The sequence below is a fragment of the Serratia sp. Ag1 genome, assembly GCF_000743355.1.
GTDB lineage: Bacteria > Pseudomonadota > Gammaproteobacteria > Enterobacterales > Enterobacteriaceae > Chania.
This window is the reverse complement of the sequence record NZ_JQEI01000026.1, coordinates 180,217-199,049: the sequence shown is the minus strand read 5'-3', so window position 1 is coordinate 199,049 and position 18,833 is coordinate 180,217. Positions and strand designations below refer to the sequence as shown.

General features: G+C 54.0%; 15 protein-coding genes. 9 read left to right on the top strand and 6 right to left on the bottom strand.

Going from position 1 to position 18,833, the window contains the following annotated elements; all coding sequences use genetic code 11:
• Nucleotides 1-109 precede the first annotated feature (109 nt).
• The 3 genes from mtnN to IV04_RS16935 are packed head-to-tail and all read left to right on the top strand — an operon-like array spanning nucleotide 110 to nucleotide 2,221.
• Nucleotides 110-811, top strand: coding sequence for a 5'-methylthioadenosine/S-adenosylhomocysteine nucleosidase (mtnN, locus tag IV04_RS16945; protein WP_037401952.1), 702 nt, complete (start codon nucleotides 110-112; stop codon nucleotides 809-811).
• A gap of 10 nt (nucleotides 812-821) precedes the next feature.
• Entirely contained in the window at nucleotides 822-1,607 is a 786-nt protein-coding gene (btuF, locus tag IV04_RS16940; protein WP_037401948.1) for a vitamin B12 ABC transporter substrate-binding protein BtuF, read from the top strand.
• Nucleotides 1,607-2,221, top strand: coding sequence for a TRIC cation channel family protein (locus IV04_RS16935; protein ID WP_037401848.1), 615 nt, complete (start codon nucleotides 1,607-1,609; stop codon nucleotides 2,219-2,221). The genes btuF and IV04_RS16935 overlap by 1 nt, the downstream gene beginning before the upstream one ends.
• A gap of 55 nt (nucleotides 2,222-2,276) precedes the next feature.
• On the opposite strand, the gene erpA is transcribed toward IV04_RS16935, so the two are convergent.
• Nucleotides 2,277-2,621, bottom strand: coding sequence for an iron-sulfur cluster insertion protein ErpA (gene erpA, locus IV04_RS16930; RefSeq protein WP_037401844.1), 345 nt, complete (start codon nucleotides 2,619-2,621; stop codon nucleotides 2,277-2,279).
• Between the two features lie 276 nt (nucleotides 2,622-2,897).
• On the opposite strand from erpA, the gene hemL reads away from it, so the two are divergent.
• Nucleotides 2,898-4,187 carry a glutamate-1-semialdehyde 2,1-aminomutase gene (gene hemL / locus IV04_RS16925; protein WP_037401841.1) on the top strand — a complete coding sequence of 430 codons (1,290 nt, stop codon included), beginning with the start codon at nucleotides 2,898-2,900 and terminating at the stop codon, nucleotides 4,185-4,187.
• Between the two features lie 30 nt (nucleotides 4,188-4,217).
• Here the strand turns inward: hemL and ampE are convergent, their stop codons facing one another.
• Complete coding sequence (gene ampE, locus IV04_RS16920) at nucleotides 4,218-5,072, bottom strand: beta-lactamase regulator AmpE (RefSeq protein ID WP_037401837.1); 855 nt, start codon at nucleotides 5,070-5,072, stop codon at nucleotides 4,218-4,220.
• Nucleotides 5,073-5,264: 192 nt separating this feature from the next.
• Here ampE and nadC point away from each other — a divergent pair, with 192 nt between their 5' ends.
• The 4 genes from nadC to hofC all read left to right on the top strand — a co-directional run bounded on the left by nadC (nucleotide 5,265) and on the right by hofC (nucleotide 9,439).
• Nucleotides 5,265-6,155, top strand: a complete 891-nt coding sequence (gene nadC / locus IV04_RS16915; protein WP_037401834.1) for a carboxylating nicotinate-nucleotide diphosphorylase — start codon at nucleotides 5,265-5,267, stop codon at nucleotides 6,153-6,155.
• Between the two features lie 202 nt (nucleotides 6,156-6,357).
• Nucleotides 6,358-6,795 carry a prepilin peptidase-dependent pilin gene (gene ppdD, locus IV04_RS16910; RefSeq protein WP_037401831.1) on the top strand — a complete coding sequence of 146 codons (438 nt, stop codon included), beginning with the start codon at nucleotides 6,358-6,360 and terminating at the stop codon, nucleotides 6,793-6,795.
• Nucleotides 6,796-6,806: 11 nt separating this feature from the next.
• The gene (gene gspE, locus IV04_RS16905; protein WP_037401945.1) at nucleotides 6,807-8,243 is read left to right on the top strand and encodes a type II secretion system protein GspE; all 1,437 of its coding nucleotides are present in this window, start codon (nucleotides 6,807-6,809) and stop codon (nucleotides 8,241-8,243) included.
• A complete protein-coding gene (hofC, locus tag IV04_RS16900) occupies nucleotides 8,240-9,439 on the top strand; it encodes a protein transport protein HofC (protein ID WP_037401829.1) in 1,200 nt (399 codons plus the stop codon). Before gspE ends, hofC begins: the two co-directional genes overlap by 4 nt.
• A 100-nt stretch (nucleotides 9,440-9,539) precedes the next feature.
• Here the strand turns inward: hofC and lpdA are convergent, their stop codons facing one another.
• The 4 genes from lpdA to pdhR all read right to left on the bottom strand — a co-directional run bounded on the left by lpdA (nucleotide 9,540) and on the right by pdhR (nucleotide 16,855).
• The gene (lpdA, locus tag IV04_RS16895; RefSeq protein ID WP_037401827.1) at nucleotides 9,540-10,964 is read right to left on the bottom strand and encodes a dihydrolipoyl dehydrogenase; all 1,425 of its coding nucleotides are present in this window, start codon (nucleotides 10,962-10,964) and stop codon (nucleotides 9,540-9,542) included.
• 358 nt (nucleotides 10,965-11,322) lie between these two features.
• On the bottom strand, nucleotides 11,323-13,188 hold the full coding sequence (gene aceF / locus IV04_RS16890; protein WP_037401825.1) for a pyruvate dehydrogenase complex dihydrolipoyllysine-residue acetyltransferase: 1,866 nt from the start codon (nucleotides 13,186-13,188) through the stop codon (nucleotides 11,323-11,325).
• Between the two features lie 12 nt (nucleotides 13,189-13,200).
• A complete protein-coding gene (aceE, locus tag IV04_RS16885) occupies nucleotides 13,201-15,864 on the bottom strand; it encodes a pyruvate dehydrogenase (acetyl-transferring), homodimeric type (protein WP_037401823.1) in 2,664 nt (887 codons plus the stop codon).
• Between the two features lie 226 nt (nucleotides 15,865-16,090).
• A complete protein-coding gene (gene pdhR / locus IV04_RS16880; RefSeq protein ID WP_037401821.1) occupies nucleotides 16,091-16,855 on the bottom strand; it encodes a pyruvate dehydrogenase complex transcriptional repressor PdhR in 765 nt (254 codons plus the stop codon).
• Between the two features lie 577 nt (nucleotides 16,856-17,432).
• Here pdhR and IV04_RS16875 point away from each other — a divergent pair.
• Nucleotides 17,433-18,809 (top strand): amino acid permease, encoded by a 1,377-nt coding sequence (locus IV04_RS16875; protein ID WP_037401819.1) that lies wholly within the window; start codon nucleotides 17,433-17,435, stop codon nucleotides 18,807-18,809.
• The last annotated feature ends 24 nt before the right edge of the window (nucleotides 18,810-18,833 follow it).

The window sequence follows — 18,833 nt, the reverse complement described above, 5'->3', positions numbered from 1 at the left end:
TTGCGCATTCCCTCCGTGATAACAATTCCCGGCAGCAGATGCAACGGTATTCTCTAGGAGCCATGATAGACTATGCCGCAATTTCCCCCCCAATCCGCGAGTGTTATTTATGAAAGTAGGCATCATCGGTGCAATGGAAGAAGAAGTTACCCTGCTGCGCGCACAAATTGAAAACTGTCAGACCATTCAGCGTGCTGGCTGTGAGATCTATACCGGCCAGATCAATGGGGTTGATGTCGCACTGCTGAAATCAGGGATCGGTAAAGTCGCGGCGGCTCTGGGCACTACGCTGCTGCTGGAGCATTGCCAGCCCGATGTGGTGATCAACACCGGTTCTGCTGGTGGCTTGGCATCAACGCTGAAAGTCGGTGATATCGTGATTTCAGAAGAAGTGCGTTATCACGACGCCGATGTCACCGCTTTCGGTTATCAACCGGGGCAGATGGCCGGTTGTCCGCCCGCTTTTACCGCCAACGGGGATTTGATCGCCCTGGCAGAAGAGTGCATTACACAGCTTGATCTGCACGCCGTACGCGGCCTGATTTGCAGTGGTGATGCGTTCATCAACGGCGCTGAACCGTTGGCACGCATCCGTACCACCTTCCCAACCGTTGCGGCCGTTGAGATGGAAGCCGCCGCCGTGGGCCATGTCTGTCACCAGTTTGGCACGCCTTTTGTGGTCGTGCGTGCCATTTCCGACGTGGCCGACCAGCAATCGCATATGAGCTTTGACGAATTCCTGAGCGTCGCCGCCAAGCAATCGTCGCTGATGGTCAACGCCATGCTGCAAACCCTGGCTAAGCGCGGTTAATGTGAAGGTTCTGTTATGGCTGTTTGCATTATGCTGCGCACTGCCAACCTGCGCAGCTCAACGCGTTATCAGCCTGGCACCCGACACCACCGAACTCGCCTATGCCGCTGGCATGGGCGAAACGCTGGTGGCAGCAAGCGCCTATTCAGATTACCCGGCAGAAGCAAAGCAACTGGAGCAGGTTGCTTCCTGGCAAGGCATCAACCTGGAACGGATACTGGCGCTGAAACCGGATCTGATCCTGGCGTGGCGTGGCGGTAATCCACAGCGGTTGTTGGATCAGCTCGCTTCATTCGGCATCCCGATTTTCTACGCTGATGCCAAAAGCATCGACGATATCGCAAACTCGCTGGATGCGCTGGCACAGTACAGCCCTCATCCGGAGCAGGCGCATCATGCTGCTGAGCACATGCGCCAGCAAATGGCAGCGCTGACGGCCCAATACGCCCACAATCAACCGCGCCGCGTGTTGTTGCAGTTCGGCACCCAACCCTTGTTCACCGCTTCTGCGGCCACGCTGCAAAGCCAGGTGTTGAAGTTGTGTGGTGCAGAAAATATTTTCGCCGACAGCCGCATGCCGTGGCCGCAGATTGGCCGCGAACAGGTGCTGACGCGTCAGCCACAGGCGATCGTCATTACCGGTGGCGAGCAGCAGATCGCCAGCGTAAAGGCTTTTTGGGCCCCGCAGTTGGTGGTTCCGGTCATTGCGCTGAATGAAGACTGGTTCAACCGCGCTGGGCCACGCATTATGCTGGCGGCGCAACAACTCTGTAACCAACTGGCGGAGATAAAGTAATGCTGGTTTTTTGGCTGGATATTCTCGGAACAGCAGTGTTTGCCATTTCTGGCGTCTTGCTGGCGGGCAAACTGCGGATGGATCCGTTCGGTGTGCTGGTGCTGGGGGTCGTTACCGCCGTTGGTGGCGGGACGATCCGTGATATGGCGCTAGCCAACGGGCCGGTCTTCTGGGTGCAGGATCCGACCGATCTGGTGGTCGCGATGGTTACCTGCGTGCTGACGCTGCTGCTGGTACGCCAGCCACGCCGTCTGCCGAAATGGATCCTGCCGGTGCTGGATGCGGTTGGGTTGGCGGTATTTGTCGGCATTGGCGTCAATAAAACACTGGCTGCAGGTACCAGCCCGCTGGTGGCCGTGTGTATGGGGGTGATTACCGGCGTAGGTGGTGGGATTATCCGCGATGTGCTGGCCCGCGAGATCCCGATGATCCTGCGCACCGAAGTCTATGCCACCGCCTGTATTGTCGGTGGGATCGTGCATACTACCGCGTTCTATACTTTCGGTATGCCGCTGCAACAGGCCATGATGCTGGGAATGGTGATTACGCTGGGTATCCGGCTGGCCGCCATTCGCTGGCACCTGAAACTGCCCGCGTTCATTCTTGAGAAGTAATAAAAAACCCCGCCAACCGTGCAGATTGGCGGGGTTTTTTAACCAAGAGAGGGGATCAAATACTGAATGAAGAACCGCAACCGCACGTGGTCTTAGCGTTCGGGTTAGTCACAATAAAGCGTGAACCTTCCAGCCCTTCGGTGTAATCCACCGAGCCACCCACCAGATATTGCAGGCTCATTGGGTCAACCACCAGCGCAACGCCCTGCTTCTCAATGGTCATGTCACCGTCGTTGATCTTGTCGTCAAAAGTGAAGCCGTACTGGAATCCGCTGCAACCGCCACCGGTAATGTAAACCCGCAGCTTCAGATTTGGATTTTCTTCATCAGCAATCAGGAACTTAACCTTGTTTGCTGCTGCCTCGGTAAATTGCAGGGGCAGGGCTGTTTCATCACTCATACTCTTTACTCCCAACATTGTTTCGCATCAGGTTACTACAGCGGCAGCCCGATTAATGCCTTTGATTATCTAATACCTGAGTGTTACGTTCAAGTATTCACCGCATTTGTTGCATCTTATCTACCTTTTCATCTATCGCGATCGCGGGCCAGTACTTAGAAATACAACAGATTAGCTCCCATCAATAGGTATCTGATTGCGATCGTTTCATAACGTGGCGCTCTCCTCTAGAATAGCGCGGTCAAATCCTTCAAATGAAAATCCAGGAGCCGATTTATGAGCTTACACAGCAAGTCCGAAAGTCTGTATGCCCAGGCACAGCAGTTGATCCCCGGCGGGGTTAACTCTCCGGTGCGTGCATTCACCGGTGTTGGCGGCACACCGCTGTTTATCGAACGCGCTGATGGTGCTTACCTTTTTGATGCCGACGGCAAAGCCTATATCGATTACGTCGGTTCCTGGGGCCCAATGGTGCTGGGCCACAATCACCCGGCGATCCGTAATGCGGTGATTGAAGCGGCGCAGCGCGGCTTGAGCTTTGGTGCGCCGACCGAGATGGAAGTCAAAATGGCACAGTTGGTGACCGAACTGGTGCCCACCATGGATATGGTGCGCATGGTGAACTCCGGCACCGAAGCCACCATGAGCGCCATTCGTCTGGCGCGCGGTTATACCCACCGTGATAAGATCATCAAGTTCGAAGGCTGTTACCACGGCCATGCCGACTGCCTGCTGGTCAAAGCCGGTTCTGGCGCACTGACCCTGGGCCAACCAAACTCACCCGGCGTACCAGCGGATTTCGCCAAACATACCCTGACCTGTACCTATAACGATCTTGATTCGGTCCGTCGTGCATTTGAACAATATCCGTCAGAAATCGCCTGTATTATCGTAGAACCGGTGGCTGGCAACATGAACTGCATCCCGCCACTGCCAGAATTCCTGCCCGGCCTGCGTGCCCTGTGCGATCAATATGGCGCCCTGCTGATTATTGACGAAGTCATGACCGGGTTCCGCGTCGCGCTAGCAGGTGCACAGAGTTATTACGATGTGGTGCCGGATCTGACCTGCCTGGGCAAAATCATCGGCGGCGGCATGCCGGTCGGTGCTTTCGGTGGTCGTCGCGAAGTCATGGATGCCTTGGCTCCTACCGGGCCGGTTTATCAGGCGGGAACGCTGTCTGGCAACCCGATTGCCATGGCGGCAGGTTTCGCCTGCCTGACCGAGGTTTCACAAGTCGGTATCCACCAGACGCTGACCGAATTGACTGACAGGCTGGCCAGAGGCCTGCTGGAAGCAGCAAAAGCCGAAAACATTCCGTTCGTCGTCAACCATGTCGGTGGCATGTTCGGCCTGTTCTTTACCGATGCCGAGTCCGTCACCAGCTATCAGGATGTGATGCAATGTGATGTTGAACGCTTCAAGCACTTCTTCCACCTGATGCTGGAGGAAGGCGTTTACCTGGCTCCGTCAGCCTTTGAAGCTGGGTTTATGTCGGTTGCCCACAGCAATGAAGACATCCAGCGCACCGTTGACGCAGCTCGTCGCTGCTTCGCCAAGCTGTAAATACTTTGGCGGGCGCATTCCGCGCCCGCTCTAAACCAACGCCCCGTAGATGGTCAGCAACGCTACCACCACCAGAATAATCATCGTCACCTTACGTGCCAGCGTTACCGCTGCCCGTGGTGTCTGCACCGGATCCTGATGCGGATCGCGTGCCAAAGAGAATTGTGCCAAACGCGTCAGCACCAGATATTGCGACGTATGGCGATCGCCTAACGAAGCAAACCATGCTGGCAATGCACGTTCACCATGGCCGAGAAGTGCATAAGCCACGCCAGCCAGCCGCACCGGGATCCAGTCTAACCAGTGCAGCAGGAAATCGATCCCTGCCTGAGCACGCTCCAACGGAGTACGGTGCCGCGCCAACCAGGTTTGATAAGCACGCAGAAAAGCATAACCGGCCAAGGCAATCGGCCCATAAGGCCCGCACACCACAAACCAGAACAACGGGGCCAGATAATAGCGATAGTTAATCCACAGCAACGCATTCTGCAGCGCACGCAAGCGTTCTTCTTTCGTGCCCTCCGCCGGGAGACCATGGATCAAGGCCAGTTCTTCCGCCATCTGGGTGCTGGCATGTTCATCCCCCTGACGTGCCGCTTCCAAATAGGCCCGGTAATGCTTACGCATGATCCCGGCCCCCACGCACAACAAGCCAATCAGGATCCACAGCAGTAACACTACCACGCCAAAAAACAGTCCTTTAAGCTGCCATAGAATACCCGCTATCGCCGCCATCCAGATTAAGACCATCGCCAGCGTCTGCACCAGCGAAACCCGCTGCAGGCGTTGAAACACCACCTCAAGACGGTGATCCAATTGCCAGTGTTCACCCAATTTAAATAGACGTTCCCACGCTAAAACCAGTAACAGCGTAAACAGCGTCATCAGCTACTCCTCCCCTTTATTGATCTTTCCCCAGCTTGGCGCCGCTGGCTGCTTCAAAGATATCAGATAACCTTGTAGATCAGTGTCCTCACCAGACACCAACGGTATCTGCCCGCTCTCTGTGGTGGTACTTACTTTCGCAACAGAGTAGCATGCTCGCTTACAAACCTACCGTCCATTCCGGAGTTTTCTATGCCGACACGCCGCTATAGTGCCGACAGCCGCCGTACCGCGCTTCTTGAACGTATTGAAAGTGATATTCCTTACACCGTCGCCCAGGCGCTGAAAGAAGACCTGGGTGGCGAAGTGGATGCCGCACGCGATATTACGGCGCAGTTACTGCCTGCAGACAAACTGGCCGAAGCTACCATAATCACCCGCGAAGCAGGCATTTTCTGTGGCCGTCGCTGGCTGAATGAAGTGTTTACGCAACTGGGTGCTCAGGTAAACATTGAATGGCTGGTGGAAGATGGCGATCGTCTGGCACCCAACCAACCCCTGTGCCACCTGAACGGCCCGGCACGGATCTTACTAACCGGTGAGCGTACCGCGCTCAATTTCGTGCAGACGCTTTCTGGTGTCGCTACCGCTGTCAGCCATTACGTTGAACTGCTTAAAGATACGCAAACCCGCCTGCTGGATACACGTAAAACGCTGCCAGGCCTGCGTACCGCGCTAAAATATGCCGTGCTGTGCGGCGGTGGCAGCAATCATCGTCTGGGCCTTTCTGACGCCTTCCTGATTAAAGAAAACCATATCATTGCCTCGGGCTCGATTAAAAATGCGGTGGAGAAAGCTTTCCAACTGCACGCCGACGTGCCGGTAGAAGTGGAAGTGGAATCACTGGATGAACTGCAGCAAGCGCTGGATGCCGGTGCCGACATCGTGATGCTGGATAATTTCAGCGTAGAGATGATGCGCAGTGCCGTTGCCTTGGCACAGGGGAAAACTCAGCTCGAGGTTTCTGGTAATGTCACCCACCAAACGCTGCGTGAATTCGCCGCAACCGGCGTGGACTATATCTCGGTGGGAGCGCTGACCAAGCACGTCACCGCACTCGACTTATCAATGCGTTTTAAATAATCCTTGCCTAAGAAGCGCCTCTTTGCCGTTGCAGAGAGGCACTTTTCCTCCACGATTTGCGAAATACCACGCATTATTTTTCAACCGCCCGCAACGCTGACACTTTGCCCTGAAAAGCCCGCGCACAATTTGCATTCGCCGCTCGCCACCAGACACAGGGCGCTTTAACGTTGCCCCCACACTTATTGGGAGGGAACAACAGATGGCAACACAACGCGGTTTTACCTTGGTCGAATTAATGATTGTTATTGCGATTATCGCCATATTGAGCGCAATCGGCATCCCCGCTTATCAACGCTATATCCAGAAAGCGGCGATGACCGACATGTTGCAGGCCATGACGCCTTACAAAATGGCGGTCGAACTCTGCTCATTGGAAAACGGCAGCCCAACCGGTTGTAACGCCGGTAGCAAAGGCATCCCTGCCGGAATGGCTTCACGCTACGTCAGTAAAATTGAGGTCACTCAAGGGGCGATCAGCCTGACTGGGGCACAGAGCCTGCAAGGGCTGACAACCACGCTGACTCCGGTACAAGATCCCTCAGGCCTCATCCGTTGGACGCGTCAATGCAGCAGCAACGACAGTAACCTACAGGAAACCTGCCAGGAAGTTTTCCGTTTTGACGATGCGGCTGAGTGAGGGTGGCCACCATGAGCATCAGCGATGAAATCCACACCCTGTGCCGACGCTATCAGGCAGTCGCGCTCAACGAAACCCCACTGCAACTGACGATTGCCCTGCACGGCGAGATCCCACCCGCTCTGGTGCAGGCACTGCGTTTTGCCGCAGGCAAAAGTATTGTGGTTGAACAGTGGCCGCTCGCCCGCCTGGAACAGGCGCAGAATCAGTGGCAATCGCCCGATATCCCCCCTGCACCAACGGCTTTAGAAGAGAGTGCCCCTTCGCTTAACGACGACAGTGATACGCCAGTGGTGCAATTTATTAATCAAACCTTGCGCCATGCTATCCAACGGCGAGCTTCTGACGTGCATTTTGAACCTTACCAGCAAAAGTTTCGCGTGCGGGTAAGAATTGATGGTGTCTTGCAAGCCATCACCTCGCCCCCTTTCCCATTAGCCGCGCGTATTATCGCCAGGCTGAAAATCATGGGTCAGCTAGATATTGCAGAGCGCCGCCTGCCGCAGGATGGCCAACTGAGCGTACAATTGGATCATGCCAGTTTCTCTATGCGCATTTCGACTCTCCCGACGCTGCACGGAGAAAAAGTGGTACTGAGGATCCTGCAAACCGATCGTCAGGAACTGCTTCTCGAACAGCTCGGCATGGCCACCGCAGCGCTCGGGCTATATGCTAACGCTCTTGCCAGTCCGCAAGGCATGATTCTGGTCACCGGCCCCACAGGCAGCGGCAAAACCGTCACGCTTTACAGCGGCCTGCGTCAGTTGAACGATGTACAAAGCAACCTGTGCAGCGTGGAAGATCCCATCGAGATCCCGGTATTTGGCATTAATCAGACCCAGATCAACAGCAAAACCGATCTCGATTTTGCCCGCGTGCTGCGGGCACTGTTGCGCCAGGATCCCGATGTCATCATGATCGGCGAGATCCGCGATAGAGAAACTGCCGAGATCGCGGTCAAAGCCGCGCAAACCGGGCATTTAGTGCTTTCTACTTTGCATACCAACTCAACCAGCGAAACCCTGACGCGCCTGACACAAATGGGTATTCCTGGTTATCTGCTCGCCGCCTGCCTGAAGCTAATCATCGCCCAACGTTTGGTACGGCGTTTATGCTCACACTGCCGTTACCCGCAGGATGAATCCGTGCGTTTCCCGGCAAGCCTATGGCCTGAACCATTGATCCCGTGGAGTGCAAGCGGGTGCGAACATTGCTTCGGTGGCTATTACGGGCGCATTGGCCTTTACGAACTGATGAGCATCACGCCTGAAGTGCAAAACGCGCTATTGCAGAACGCCTCAGCAACGCAACTGGCAGACATCGCGCAACAGCAGGGGCAAGTGACGCTGCTGCAAGCTGGCTTAACGTTGGCAACCCAGGGCATCACCTCTTTGGAAGAGGTATACCGTGTCGTTGGCGTCGCAGCCGCTAGCGAGGTGACAACATGAAAACGCGCCGCCTGTATTTATGGCAGGCTATCGACTCCCATGGCGGGATCCGCCAGGGGGAGTTAATGGTTGATGATAAAAACCAGGTCTATCAGCAATTACTTGAGCTGGGGCTACAGCCTTATCACATCAGCGGTGGGCAACGCATCGCCCAACGCCTCTGGCGCGGCGAACCGATGGTTCAATTTACCCGCCAGCTAGCTACCTTATTGCAAGCCGGGCTACCGCTGGTAAACAGCCTACAGCTGTTAGCCAAAGAGCATCAGTCGGCAGCCTGGCGCTGTCTGCTGCAGGAAATCAGCAACAAAGTGGCGCTGGGGCAACCTTTTTCCGAAGTCATCAGCGAGCAGCAGGCCGTGTTCCCCTTGATCTATCGCCAGTTGATCGCCATCGGTGAACTGACCGGTAATCTTGACCGTTGCTGTCTACAGTTGGCACAACAGCAGGAAGCCCAGCAGAAATTGCAGAAAAAAGTGGCAAAAGCCCTGCGCTACCCGTTGTTTATCTGCGCCGTCGCCATACTGGTCAGTATCCTGATGTTAGTGATGGTGCTGCCGGAATTTGCCAAAGTGTATCAATCATTCAATGCACCACTTCCCTGGTTTACTCAAGGGTTACTGGATCTCTCTACGCTCCTGATCGGGGCCGGGCCTTATCTGCTGGTGACTATGGCGGGGCTGATAGGGTTTTATCTGCGCTGGTTGCATCCGCTGGCAGATTGGCAACAGCGTGAACAGGCGGCTCTATTACGCATCCCACTGATTTCTTCATTGATTAAAGGTAACTCTCTCAGCCAGATATTCCACATTCTGACCATGACCCAGCAGGCAGGGCTAACGCTGGTTGAGGGGTTGCATGCCGCCACGCTGTCGGTGGGCAATTTGTTTTATCGCCAAGCGCTGGAGGCGATTCAGCAACAACTGACGCAAGGGCATCCTTTCCACACGGCCTTAGCCCAGCAAAGGTTATTTCCCTCTTTGTGCCAACAGCTAGTCCGGGTTGGAGAGGAATCCGGCACCCTCGATATCCTGTTAGGGAAACTGGCACATTGGCATGAACAACAGACGCATGAACTCGCCGATACATTAGCGCAAACGCTGGAGCCTATGTTGATGATGGTGGTTGGAGGCATTGTCGGTGCCTTGGTCATCGCCATGTACTTGCCTATCTTTCAACTGGGAAACGTACTGGGGTAATACCGAAGGAGAAATCCTTCTCTTGGAGAGGGGTAAGAGCGGATAATAAAAAACGGCCCCTCAACAGGAGCCGCTTATCTATTCTTGCAAGTCGGAAGAATTACTTCTTCTTGGCTTTCGGGTTTGGCAGATCGGTGATGCTACCTTCGTAAATCTCTGCGGCCAAGCCGACAGATTCGTGCAAGGTTGGGTGAGCGTGGATAGTCAACGCGATATCTTCTGCATCGCAACCCATCTCAATAGCCAGACCGATTTCACCCAGCAGTTCACCACCGTTGGTGCCGACAATCGCACCACCGATGATACGGTGAGTTTCTTTGTCGAAGATCAGTTTGGTCATACCGTCTGCACAATCAGAAGCGATCGCACGGCCAGAAGCCGCCCACGGGAAGGTGGAAGTTTCGTAGCTGATGCCTTTCTCTTTCGCTTCTTTCTCGGTCAGGCCAACCCATGCTACTTCTGGTTCGGTATAAGCGATCGATGGGATCACTTTCGGGTCGAAGTAGTGCTTCATGCCAGCGATAACTTCAGCGGCAACGTGGCCTTCATGCACGCCTTTGTGCGCCAGCATTGGCTGACCGACGATGTCACCGATAGCGAAGATATGCGGCACGTTGGTGCGCAGTTGTTTGTCGACATGGATAAAACCACGCTCGTCCACTTCCACACCGGCTTTGCCCGCATCCAGCAGCTTACCGTTTGGCACACGGCCAATCGCTACCAGCACCGCGTCGTAACGCTGTGGTTCTGCAGGCGCTTTTTTGCCTTCCATCGTGACATAGATACCGTCTGCTTTGGCCTCTACCGCCGTCACTTTGGTTTCCAGCATCAGGTTAAACTGCTTGCTGATGCGCTTGGTAAAGACTTTGACCACGTCTTTGTCAGCGGCTGGGATCACCTGATCGAACATTTCAACTACGTCGATCTTCGAACCCAGCGCATGGTATACGGTGCCCATTTCCAGGCCGATGATACCGCCGCCCATCACCAGCATACGCTCTGGAACGGTTTTCAGCGCCAGTGCATCAGTAGAATCCCACACACGTGGATCTTCATGAGGAATAAATGGCAATTGGATCGGGCGAGAACCCGCAGCAATGATGGCGTTGTCGAAGTTAATGGTGGTGGTACCATTTTCGCCTTCAACAACCAGAGTATTAGCGCCAGTGAATTTACCTTGGCCATTGACCACCTTCACTTTACGGCCTTTAGCCATCCCAGCCAGACCACCGGTCAACTGATTGATGACTTTCTCTTTCCAGACCCGCACTTTGTCGATGTCAGTTTTCGGCGCACCGAAAACGATGCCGTGTTCAGCCAGCGCTTTGGCTTCTTCGATCACTTTGGCAACGTGCAGCAGTGCTTTGGAAGGGATACAACCCACATTCAGGCAAACCCCACCCAACGTGGAATAACGCTCTACCAGAACAGTTTCAAGACCTAAGTCAGCGCAACGAAAGGCAGCAGAATAACCTGCCGGGCCCGCCCCAAGTACCACGACCTGAGTTTTAATTTCAGTACTCATCATGACCTCTTAATTGTTTGTCCGGCGGGTCAGACGTCATTTTTTATACCCTGCGTCTTTCAAGCTACAGCGTTGTTGGCTTCATTCGCTACCCCAGTCACTTACTTATGTAAGCTCCTGGGGATTCACGAATTTGCCGCCTAGCTGCAACTTGAAATCCATTGGGTATACTATTAATCGATCTCATAACGCCCTTCATCCACCGGGACGCTTACACCGCGTGCAGTTTACAGAATTGTTAATAGTCTGCAAAGCGTGTTCAGGTGCCGCATGTCTCAACAATTCTGTCGAGTCATGCAACAACCCGACAAAACTGCTGCTAAATAATAAGGGCACAGTATGCTGTGCCCCTTTTTCATTACATTACCAGACGGCGAATGTCGGCCAGCATATTGTTGATAATGGTGATGAAGCGCGCACCATCAGCACCATCAATCACACGGTGGTCGAAGGAGAGCGACATCGGCATCATCAGACGCGGCGTGAACTCTTTACCATTCCAGACCGGCTCGATAGCAGACTTGGAAACACCCAAGATAGCCACTTCCGGTGCGTTAACGATCGGCGCAAAGTGAGTCGTTCCGATACCGCCCAGGCTGGAGATGGTGAAGCAACCGCCCTGCATTTCGCCTGCGGTCAGCTTACCATCACGCGCTTTTTTGGAGATCGTCATCAGTTCGCGGGACAGTTCCGTGATGCTTTTCTTGTTCACATCTTTGAACACCGGAACCACCAGGCCATTTGGCGTATCAACCGCCACGCCGATGTTGATGTATTTTTTCAGCGTCAGCTTCTGGCCATCTTCAGACAGCGAGCTGTTGAAACGCGGCATCTGTTCCAGAGCGGCTGCAACGGCTTTCATGATAAACACCACCGGGGTGAATTTCACATCCAGCTTACGCTTGGCGGCTTCTTCGTTCTGCTGCTTACGGAACGCTTCCAGATCGGTGATATCCGTTTTGTCGAAGTGAGTCACGTGCGGGATCATCACCCAGTTACGGCTCAGGTTGGCACCAGAGATTTTCTGGATGCGGCCCATTTCAACCTCTTCGATCTCACCAAATTTGCTGAAGTCCACCTTCGGCCACGGCAGCATACCTGGCAGGCCGCCACCGCTTGCCGCTGGAGCGGCTTCAGCACGTTTCACCGCGTCTTTCACATAAGCCTGAACGTCTTCGCGCAGAATACGGCCTTTACGCCCGGTGCCTTTCACTTTCGCCAGGTTTACGCCGAACTCACGCGCCAGACGGCGAATGACCGGTGTTGCATGCACGTAAGCATCGTTTTCGGCAAACTCGCCTTTGCCTGCAGCGGCAACCGGAGCAGCGGCTGGTGCTTCCTGCTTGACCGGAGCCGGTGCCACTTCTGCTTTTTGTGCAGGAGCAGCGGCTGGTACAGCCCCTTCCACTTCGAACACCATAATCAGCGAGCCGGTTTTCACTTTAGCGCCGGTGCTGATTTTGATTTCTTTGACAGTGCCGGCAAACGGAGCTGGCACTTCCATCGAAGCCTTATCGCCTTCAACGGTGATCAGTGACTGCTCAGCGGCCACTTTATCGCCCACTTTCACCATCACTTCGGTCACTTCGACTTCGTCGCCACCGATATCGGGCACTTCAACGTTTTTCACTGCGCTGGTGGCCGGAGCGGCTACAGGCGCTGCTGGTGCTGCCGCAGCCACCGGAGCTGAACCTGCTACTTCAAACACCATGATCAACGAACCAGTTTTCACTTTAGCGCCAGTGTTGATTTTGATCTCTTTCACGGTGCCAGCGAACGGTGCCGGTACTTCCATCGAGGCTTTATCGCCTTCAACGGTGATCAGCGACTGTTCAGCCGCTACGGTATCGCCGACTTTCACCAGGATCTCGGTGACTTCCACTTCGTCTGCGCCGATGTCCGGGACTTCAACATCTTTAGCTGCGCTGGCGGCAGCGGCTACCGGAGCCGCTGCTGGTTTTTCTTCAGCCTTGGCCACAGATGCAGCTGCACCTTCTGCCTCAAAAATCATCAGCAGTTTGCCAGTCTCAGTTTTATCGCCCACGGCAACCTTGATCTCTTTCACCACGCCGGCCTGCGGCGAGGGCACTTCCATCGAGGCTTTGTCGCCTTCAACGGTAATCAGCGACTGCTCAACGGCCACTTTATCGCCGACCTTCACCAGAATTTCGGTGATTTCAACTTCGTCTGCACCGATGTCCGGCACTTTGATTTCGATAGACATTCTATTTACCTCTTATGCCAGACGTGGGTTGACTTTTTCTGGGTTGATATCGAATTTCTTAATCGCATCAGCGACCACAGAAGCTTCAATCTCGCCGCGTTTAGCCAGCTCACCCAGTGCAGCAACCACCACGTAAGAAGCATCAACTTCGAAGTGGTGACGCAGGTTTTCGCGGCTGTCAGAACGACCGAAACCGTCTGTACCCAGTACGCGATAATCACTTGCTGGAACGTAAGTACGAACCTGTTCTGCGAACAGCTTCATGTAGTCGGTAGACGCCACGGCTGGCGCGTCGTTCATCACCTGAGCGATATAAGGCACACGCGGAGTTTCGGTTGGGTGCAGCATGTTCCAACGCTCACAATCCTGGCCATCACGCGCCAGCTCAGTGAAGGAGGTCACGCTGTAGGTGTCAGAACCCACGCCGTAGTCTTTCGCCAGGATTTGTGCCGCTTCACGCACGTGACGCAGGATCGAGCCAGAACCCAGCAACTGAACCTTGCCTTTGCTGCCTGCCAGCGTTTCCAGCTTGTAGATACCCTTACGGATACCTTCTTCTGCGCCCTGTGGCATCGCTGGCATATGGTAGTTTTCGTTCAGCGTGGTCAGGTAGTAGTAGACGTTTTCCTGCGCGTCACCGTACATGCGCACCAGGCCGTCATGCATGATCACTGCCACTTCATACGCGTAAGCCGGATCGTAGGAGATGCAGTTAGGAATGGTCAGCGATTGAATGTGGCTGTGGCCATCTTCGTGCTGCAAACCTTCGCCGTTCAGGGTCGTACGGCCTGAAGTACCGCCGATCAGGAAGCCGCGCGCCTGTTGATCGCCCGCTAACCAGCACAGGTCGCCGATGCGCTGGAACCCGAACATTGAGTAGTAGATGTAGAACGGGATCATTGGCAGATCGTTGGTGCTGTAGGAGGTTGCTGCGGCCAGCCATGAAGAGGCTGCACCCAGCTCGTTGATACCTTCCTGCAGGATCTGGCCTTTTTCGTCTTCTTTATAGTACGCCACCTGCTCACGGTCTTGCGGGGTGTACTGCTGGCCGTTCGGGCTGTAGATACCAATCTGGCGGAACAGACCTTCCATCCCGAAGGTACGCGCTTCGTCAGCAATGATTGGCACCAGACGATCTTTGATCGACGGGTTCTTCAGCATCACGTTCAGGGCACGCACAAAGGCGATGGTGGTAGAAATTTCTTTATTCTGCTCTTCCAACAATGAGTTGAAGTCTGACAGCGCAGGCATTTCCAGTTTCTGGGTAAACGCAGGCAAGCGGGTTGGCACGTAACCATGCAGCGCCTGACGGCGTTCGTGCAGATATTTGTACTCTGCAGAATCTTTGTCGAAGGTGATAAACGGCAGTTTTTCGATATCTGCATCAGCCACCGGCACATTGAAACGATCGCGGAAGTGGTGAACCCCTTCCATGTTCATTTTCTTCACCTGGTGAGCGATGTTTTTACCTTCCGCAGTGTCACCCATGCCGTAACCTTTGATGGTATGGGCCAGGATAACGGTCGCTTTACCTTTGGTTTCCTGTGCTTTTTTCAGTGCAGCATAGACTTTCTTCGGATCGTGACCACCACGGTTCAGTGCCCAGATCTCGTCGTCGGTCATATCTTTCACCAACGCGGCGGTTTCCGGGTAGCGGCCAAAGAAGTGCTCACGCACGTAAGCGCCATCTTTGGATTTGAAGGTCTGATAATCGCCGTCCAGCGTTTCGCCCATCAACTGCACCAGTTTACCGCTGGTGTCTTTACGCAGCAGTTCGTCCCAACGGCCACCCCAGATCACTTTCAGTACCTGCCAGCCAGCACCGGCGAAGATGCCTTCCAGCTCGTTGATGATCTTGCCATTACCGGTAACCGGGCCGTCCAGGCGTTGCAGGTTACAGTTGATGACGAATACCAGGTTATCCAACTTCTCGCGGGTCGCGATGGTGATCGCCCCTTTGGATTCCGGCTCGTCCATCTCGCCGTCACCCAGGAAGGCATAAACGGTCTGGCCAGAGGTGTCTTTCAGGCCACGATGCTCCAGGTATTTCAGGAACTTAGCCTGATAAATGGCGCTGATTGGGCCCAGACCCATAGAAACGGTCGGGAACTGCCAGAATTCCGGCATCAATTTTGGATGCGGATAAGAAGACAGGCCTTTGCCGTGAATCTCCTGGCGGAAGTTATTCATTTGTTCTTCGGTCAGGCGGCCTTCAAGGAAGGCACGTGCATAAACGCCCGGAGAGATGTGGCCCTGGAAGTACACCAGATCGCCGCCGTCTTTCTCGTTGCGCGCACGGAAAAAGTGGTTAAAGCAGACTTCATAGAAGGTCGCGGAAGACTGGAACGAAGCCATATGGCCACCCAGTTCCAGATCTTTTTTGGATGCACGCAGAACGGTCATCACGGCATTCCAGCGGATCGCTGAGCGAATGCGGCGTTCCAGATCCAGGTTACCCGGATATTCAGGTTCGTCTTCTACCGCGATGGTGTTGATATAGTGGTTGGCTGCCGAGCCTGCTGCAACCTTAACACCGCCTTTGCGGGCTTCACCCAATACCTGATCTATCAGAAACTGAGCTCGCTCAACACCCTCTTCACGGATGACCGATTCGATCGCCTGCAGCCAGTCGCGGGTTTCGATCGGATCCACGTCATTGTTTAAACGTTCTGACATGGTGGTATTCCTTATCTGTCTAATGGTTTGTTTGGAGCCTGTCTTCCTGCGTTCTGCAACAGAACACACGAAGACAGGCTCATCAGTTTATTCCCTCCGTCTTTCAAGCTACAGCGTTGCTGGCCGTAACTTGCCATCCATCGGGTATAGTTGCCGCTTCAAGTGCCCAAATAAGCACCCCGAGCTTTATCCCCACAGGCTGGTGTTGCCCTGAGGAGAACCGCTCTTAATCCTTGCGTTGCTGGAGTCGCCGAAGCGATCTGTCGCGCCGGGTATGTTCTCTGCTGAGATCCAGCAAAATTTCCTCGATAAACGCCAAATGGCGATGCGAGGCTTCACGGGCCTTTTCCGGCTCGCGTGCCACAATCGCCTCAAAAATCCCGGCGCGGTGGCTACTCACTTTTGCCAACATTTCTCGGCGCGAGTAGAGCAATTCAAAGTTCTGACGGACGTTCTGTTCCAGCATAGGCCCCATGCAGCGCAACAGGTGCAGTAACACAACATTATGTGCCGCTTCGGTCACGGCGATTTGATACTGCATGACCGCATCGGCTTCGGCATCGAGATCGCCACTGTCTTGCGCCTGCTGAATCACATGGTGGCAGTCGCGGATGCGCGCCAGATCTTCGTCGGTGCCACGCAACGCTGCATAATAAGCCGCGATACCTTCAAGAGCATGACGGGTTTCGAGCAGATCGAATTGTGATTCGGGATGGTCAGCCAACAGTTCAGCCAGCGGATCGCTGAAGCTTTGCCAGAGGTTAGTTTGTACAAAAGTGCCACCGCCCTGGCGACGCAGAAGCAAGCCTTTGGCTTCAAGGCGCTGAATTGCCTCTCTCAGAGAAGGGCGGGAAACATCAAATTGTTTCGCCAGTTCGCGCTCCGGGGGCAGTTTTTCGCCTGGACGCAGCGTGCCCTCGAGAATCAGATATTCAAGCTGCTGCTCGATGACGTCTGATAACTTGGGTTGGCGGATTTTGCTGTAGGCCATGAGTGATTTCTTCTCTGCGAATGGCGCGGAGTCAATTGGTAATACCAATTGCAAAAACGTGACGGTAAAGTAACAAAGTATTCACCAGCTGTCCATATAGGCATTGATTGAAATCACGGTTCTCGCACATTTTAACAACTCAAACGCCAGGCTGTTGCAAGCTGATAACTCAATCTTGGTAATACCATTTACGAGGTAGATGGTGGATTTAACGTTTACGAAACCTTTGGTTAGCTCTCTAGACGGGGGGATCATCAGGTTTTGTGACGTGCTGCGCGTTATTTCGTCGAAAGAAACAGGGGATACAGCCTATTCTTGCGCGTTATGTGATTTATTGCTTATTTCGTGCACATAAACCCTTCACTTATCACACAGTCCGCATTTTGTTGCCTAAACTGCTGCAATATTAAGCACTCACGCAACAAAGAGGTGCAAATCGCCGCACTTATCACTATTCTTTGCCAAAGTGTAGCGGCCGCATAGAATTAACATCTATATCACCGTAAACAAAAATTAACAAAAACCGTAATCGTTGCTTTACAGCGGTGAGGGTTATGCAACCACAGAGGGTTTATTGATGGATGGTCAACAACATGGCGATCAGCTGAAACGCGGTTTGAAAAACCGCCATATTCAGTTGATTGCCTTAGGTGGCGCTATCGGTACCGGATTATTCCTCGGTATCGCTCAAACAATACAGATGGCCGGTCCATCGGTCATACTTGGCTATGCTATTGGCGGTTTTATTGCTTTCCTGATCATGCGTCAGCTAGGGGAAATGGTGGTAGAAGAACCGGTTGCGGGTTCCTTCAGCCACTTTGCCTATAAGTACTGGGGGCATTTTGCGGGCTTCGCGTCAGGCTGGAACTACTGGGTGCTGTATGTGCTGGTGGCCATGGCTGAACTGACTGCCGTTGGTATTTACGTGCAATACTGGTGGCCAGAAATCCCAACCTGGGTCTCCGCCGCCGTGTTCTTCCTCGCCATTAATGCCATTAATCTGTCCAACGTAAAAGTGTACGGTGAACTGGAGTTCTGGTTCGCCATTATCAAAGTGGTGGCGATTATCGGCATGATTGTGTTTGGTGCCTATCTGTTGTTCAGCGGCATGGGCGGCCCGGAAGCGACCATCACCAACCTGTGGGCACAAGGTGGGTTCTTCCCGAACGGCACCATGGGGCTGCTGATGGCAATGGCGGTGATCATGTTCTCCTTCGGTGGGTTAGAACTGGTGGGCATCACTGCTGCCGAAGCCGATAACCCAGAGAAAAGCATCCCCAAAGCCACCAATCAGGTGATCTACCGTATCCTGCTGTTCTATATCGGTTCCCTGACGATTCTGCTGTCACTGTATCCATGGGGTAAAGTGGTTGAAGGCGGCAGCCCGTTTGTGATGATCTTCCACGCGCTGAACAGCAATCTGGTCGCTACCGTGTTGAACATTGTGGTGCTGACAGCGGCACTGTCGGTATACAACAGTTGCGTCTACTGCAACAGCCGCATGCTGTACGGCCTGGCAAAGCAGGGCAATGGCCCGAAAGCCTTGCTGAAAGTGGATCGCCGTGGCGTGCCTATTATCGCCATTGGCCTTTCCTCGCTGGCCACCGCGCTGTGCGTGTTGATTAACTACCTGATCCCTGGCCGTGCCTTTGAACTGCTGATGGCGCTGGTGGTGTCTGCTCTGGTGATCAACTGGGCGATGATCAGCCTGGCCCACCTGAAATTCCGCGCGGCCAAAAACCGTGAAGGAGTTCAGCCGAAGTTCAAAGCCTTCTGGTATCCGTTCAGTAACTATCTGTGCCTGGCGTTTCTGGCGGGGATTCTGGTGATCATGTATCTGACACCGGGCATCAAGATCTCCGTTTTACTGATCCCGGTCTGGCTGGTCATTCTTGGTATCGGCTACTTTATCAAGCAGCGCAGCCAAGGGCCTGCTGGCTCAACAACCCGCTGATATCAATATTATTTAACAGGCCCG

Coding starts and splice junctions, on each gene's coding strand:
- mtnN (WP_037401952.1), top strand. CDS start 110: ATGAAAGTAGGCATCATCGGTGCAATGGAAGAAGAAGTTACCCTGCTG.
- IV04_RS16935 (WP_037401848.1), top strand. CDS start 1,607: ATGCTGGTTTTTTGGCTGGATATTCTCGGAACAGCAGTGTTTGCCATT.
- erpA (WP_037401844.1), bottom strand. CDS start 2,621: ATGAGTGATGAAACAGCCCTGCCCCTGCAATTTACCGAGGCAGCAGCA.
- hemL (WP_037401841.1), top strand. CDS start 2,898: ATGAGCTTACACAGCAAGTCCGAAAGTCTGTATGCCCAGGCACAGCAG.
- ampE (WP_037401837.1), bottom strand. CDS start 5,072: ATGACGCTGTTTACGCTGTTACTGGTTTTAGCGTGGGAACGTCTATTT.
- nadC (WP_037401834.1), top strand. CDS start 5,265: ATGCCGACACGCCGCTATAGTGCCGACAGCCGCCGTACCGCGCTTCTT.
- ppdD (WP_037401831.1), top strand. CDS start 6,358: ATGGCAACACAACGCGGTTTTACCTTGGTCGAATTAATGATTGTTATT.
- gspE (WP_037401945.1), top strand. CDS start 6,807: ATGAGCATCAGCGATGAAATCCACACCCTGTGCCGACGCTATCAGGCA.
- hofC (WP_037401829.1), top strand. CDS start 8,240: ATGAAAACGCGCCGCCTGTATTTATGGCAGGCTATCGACTCCCATGGC.
- lpdA (WP_037401827.1), bottom strand. CDS start 10,964: ATGAGTACTGAAATTAAAACTCAGGTCGTGGTACTTGGGGCGGGCCCG.
- aceF (WP_037401825.1), bottom strand. CDS start 13,188: ATGTCTATCGAAATCAAAGTGCCGGACATCGGTGCAGACGAAGTTGAA.
- aceE (WP_037401823.1), bottom strand. CDS start 15,864: ATGTCAGAACGTTTAAACAATGACGTGGATCCGATCGAAACCCGCGAC.
- pdhR (WP_037401821.1), bottom strand. CDS start 16,855: ATGGCCTACAGCAAAATCCGCCAACCCAAGTTATCAGACGTCATCGAG.
- IV04_RS16875 (WP_037401819.1), top strand. CDS start 17,433: ATGGATGGTCAACAACATGGCGATCAGCTGAAACGCGGTTTGAAAAAC.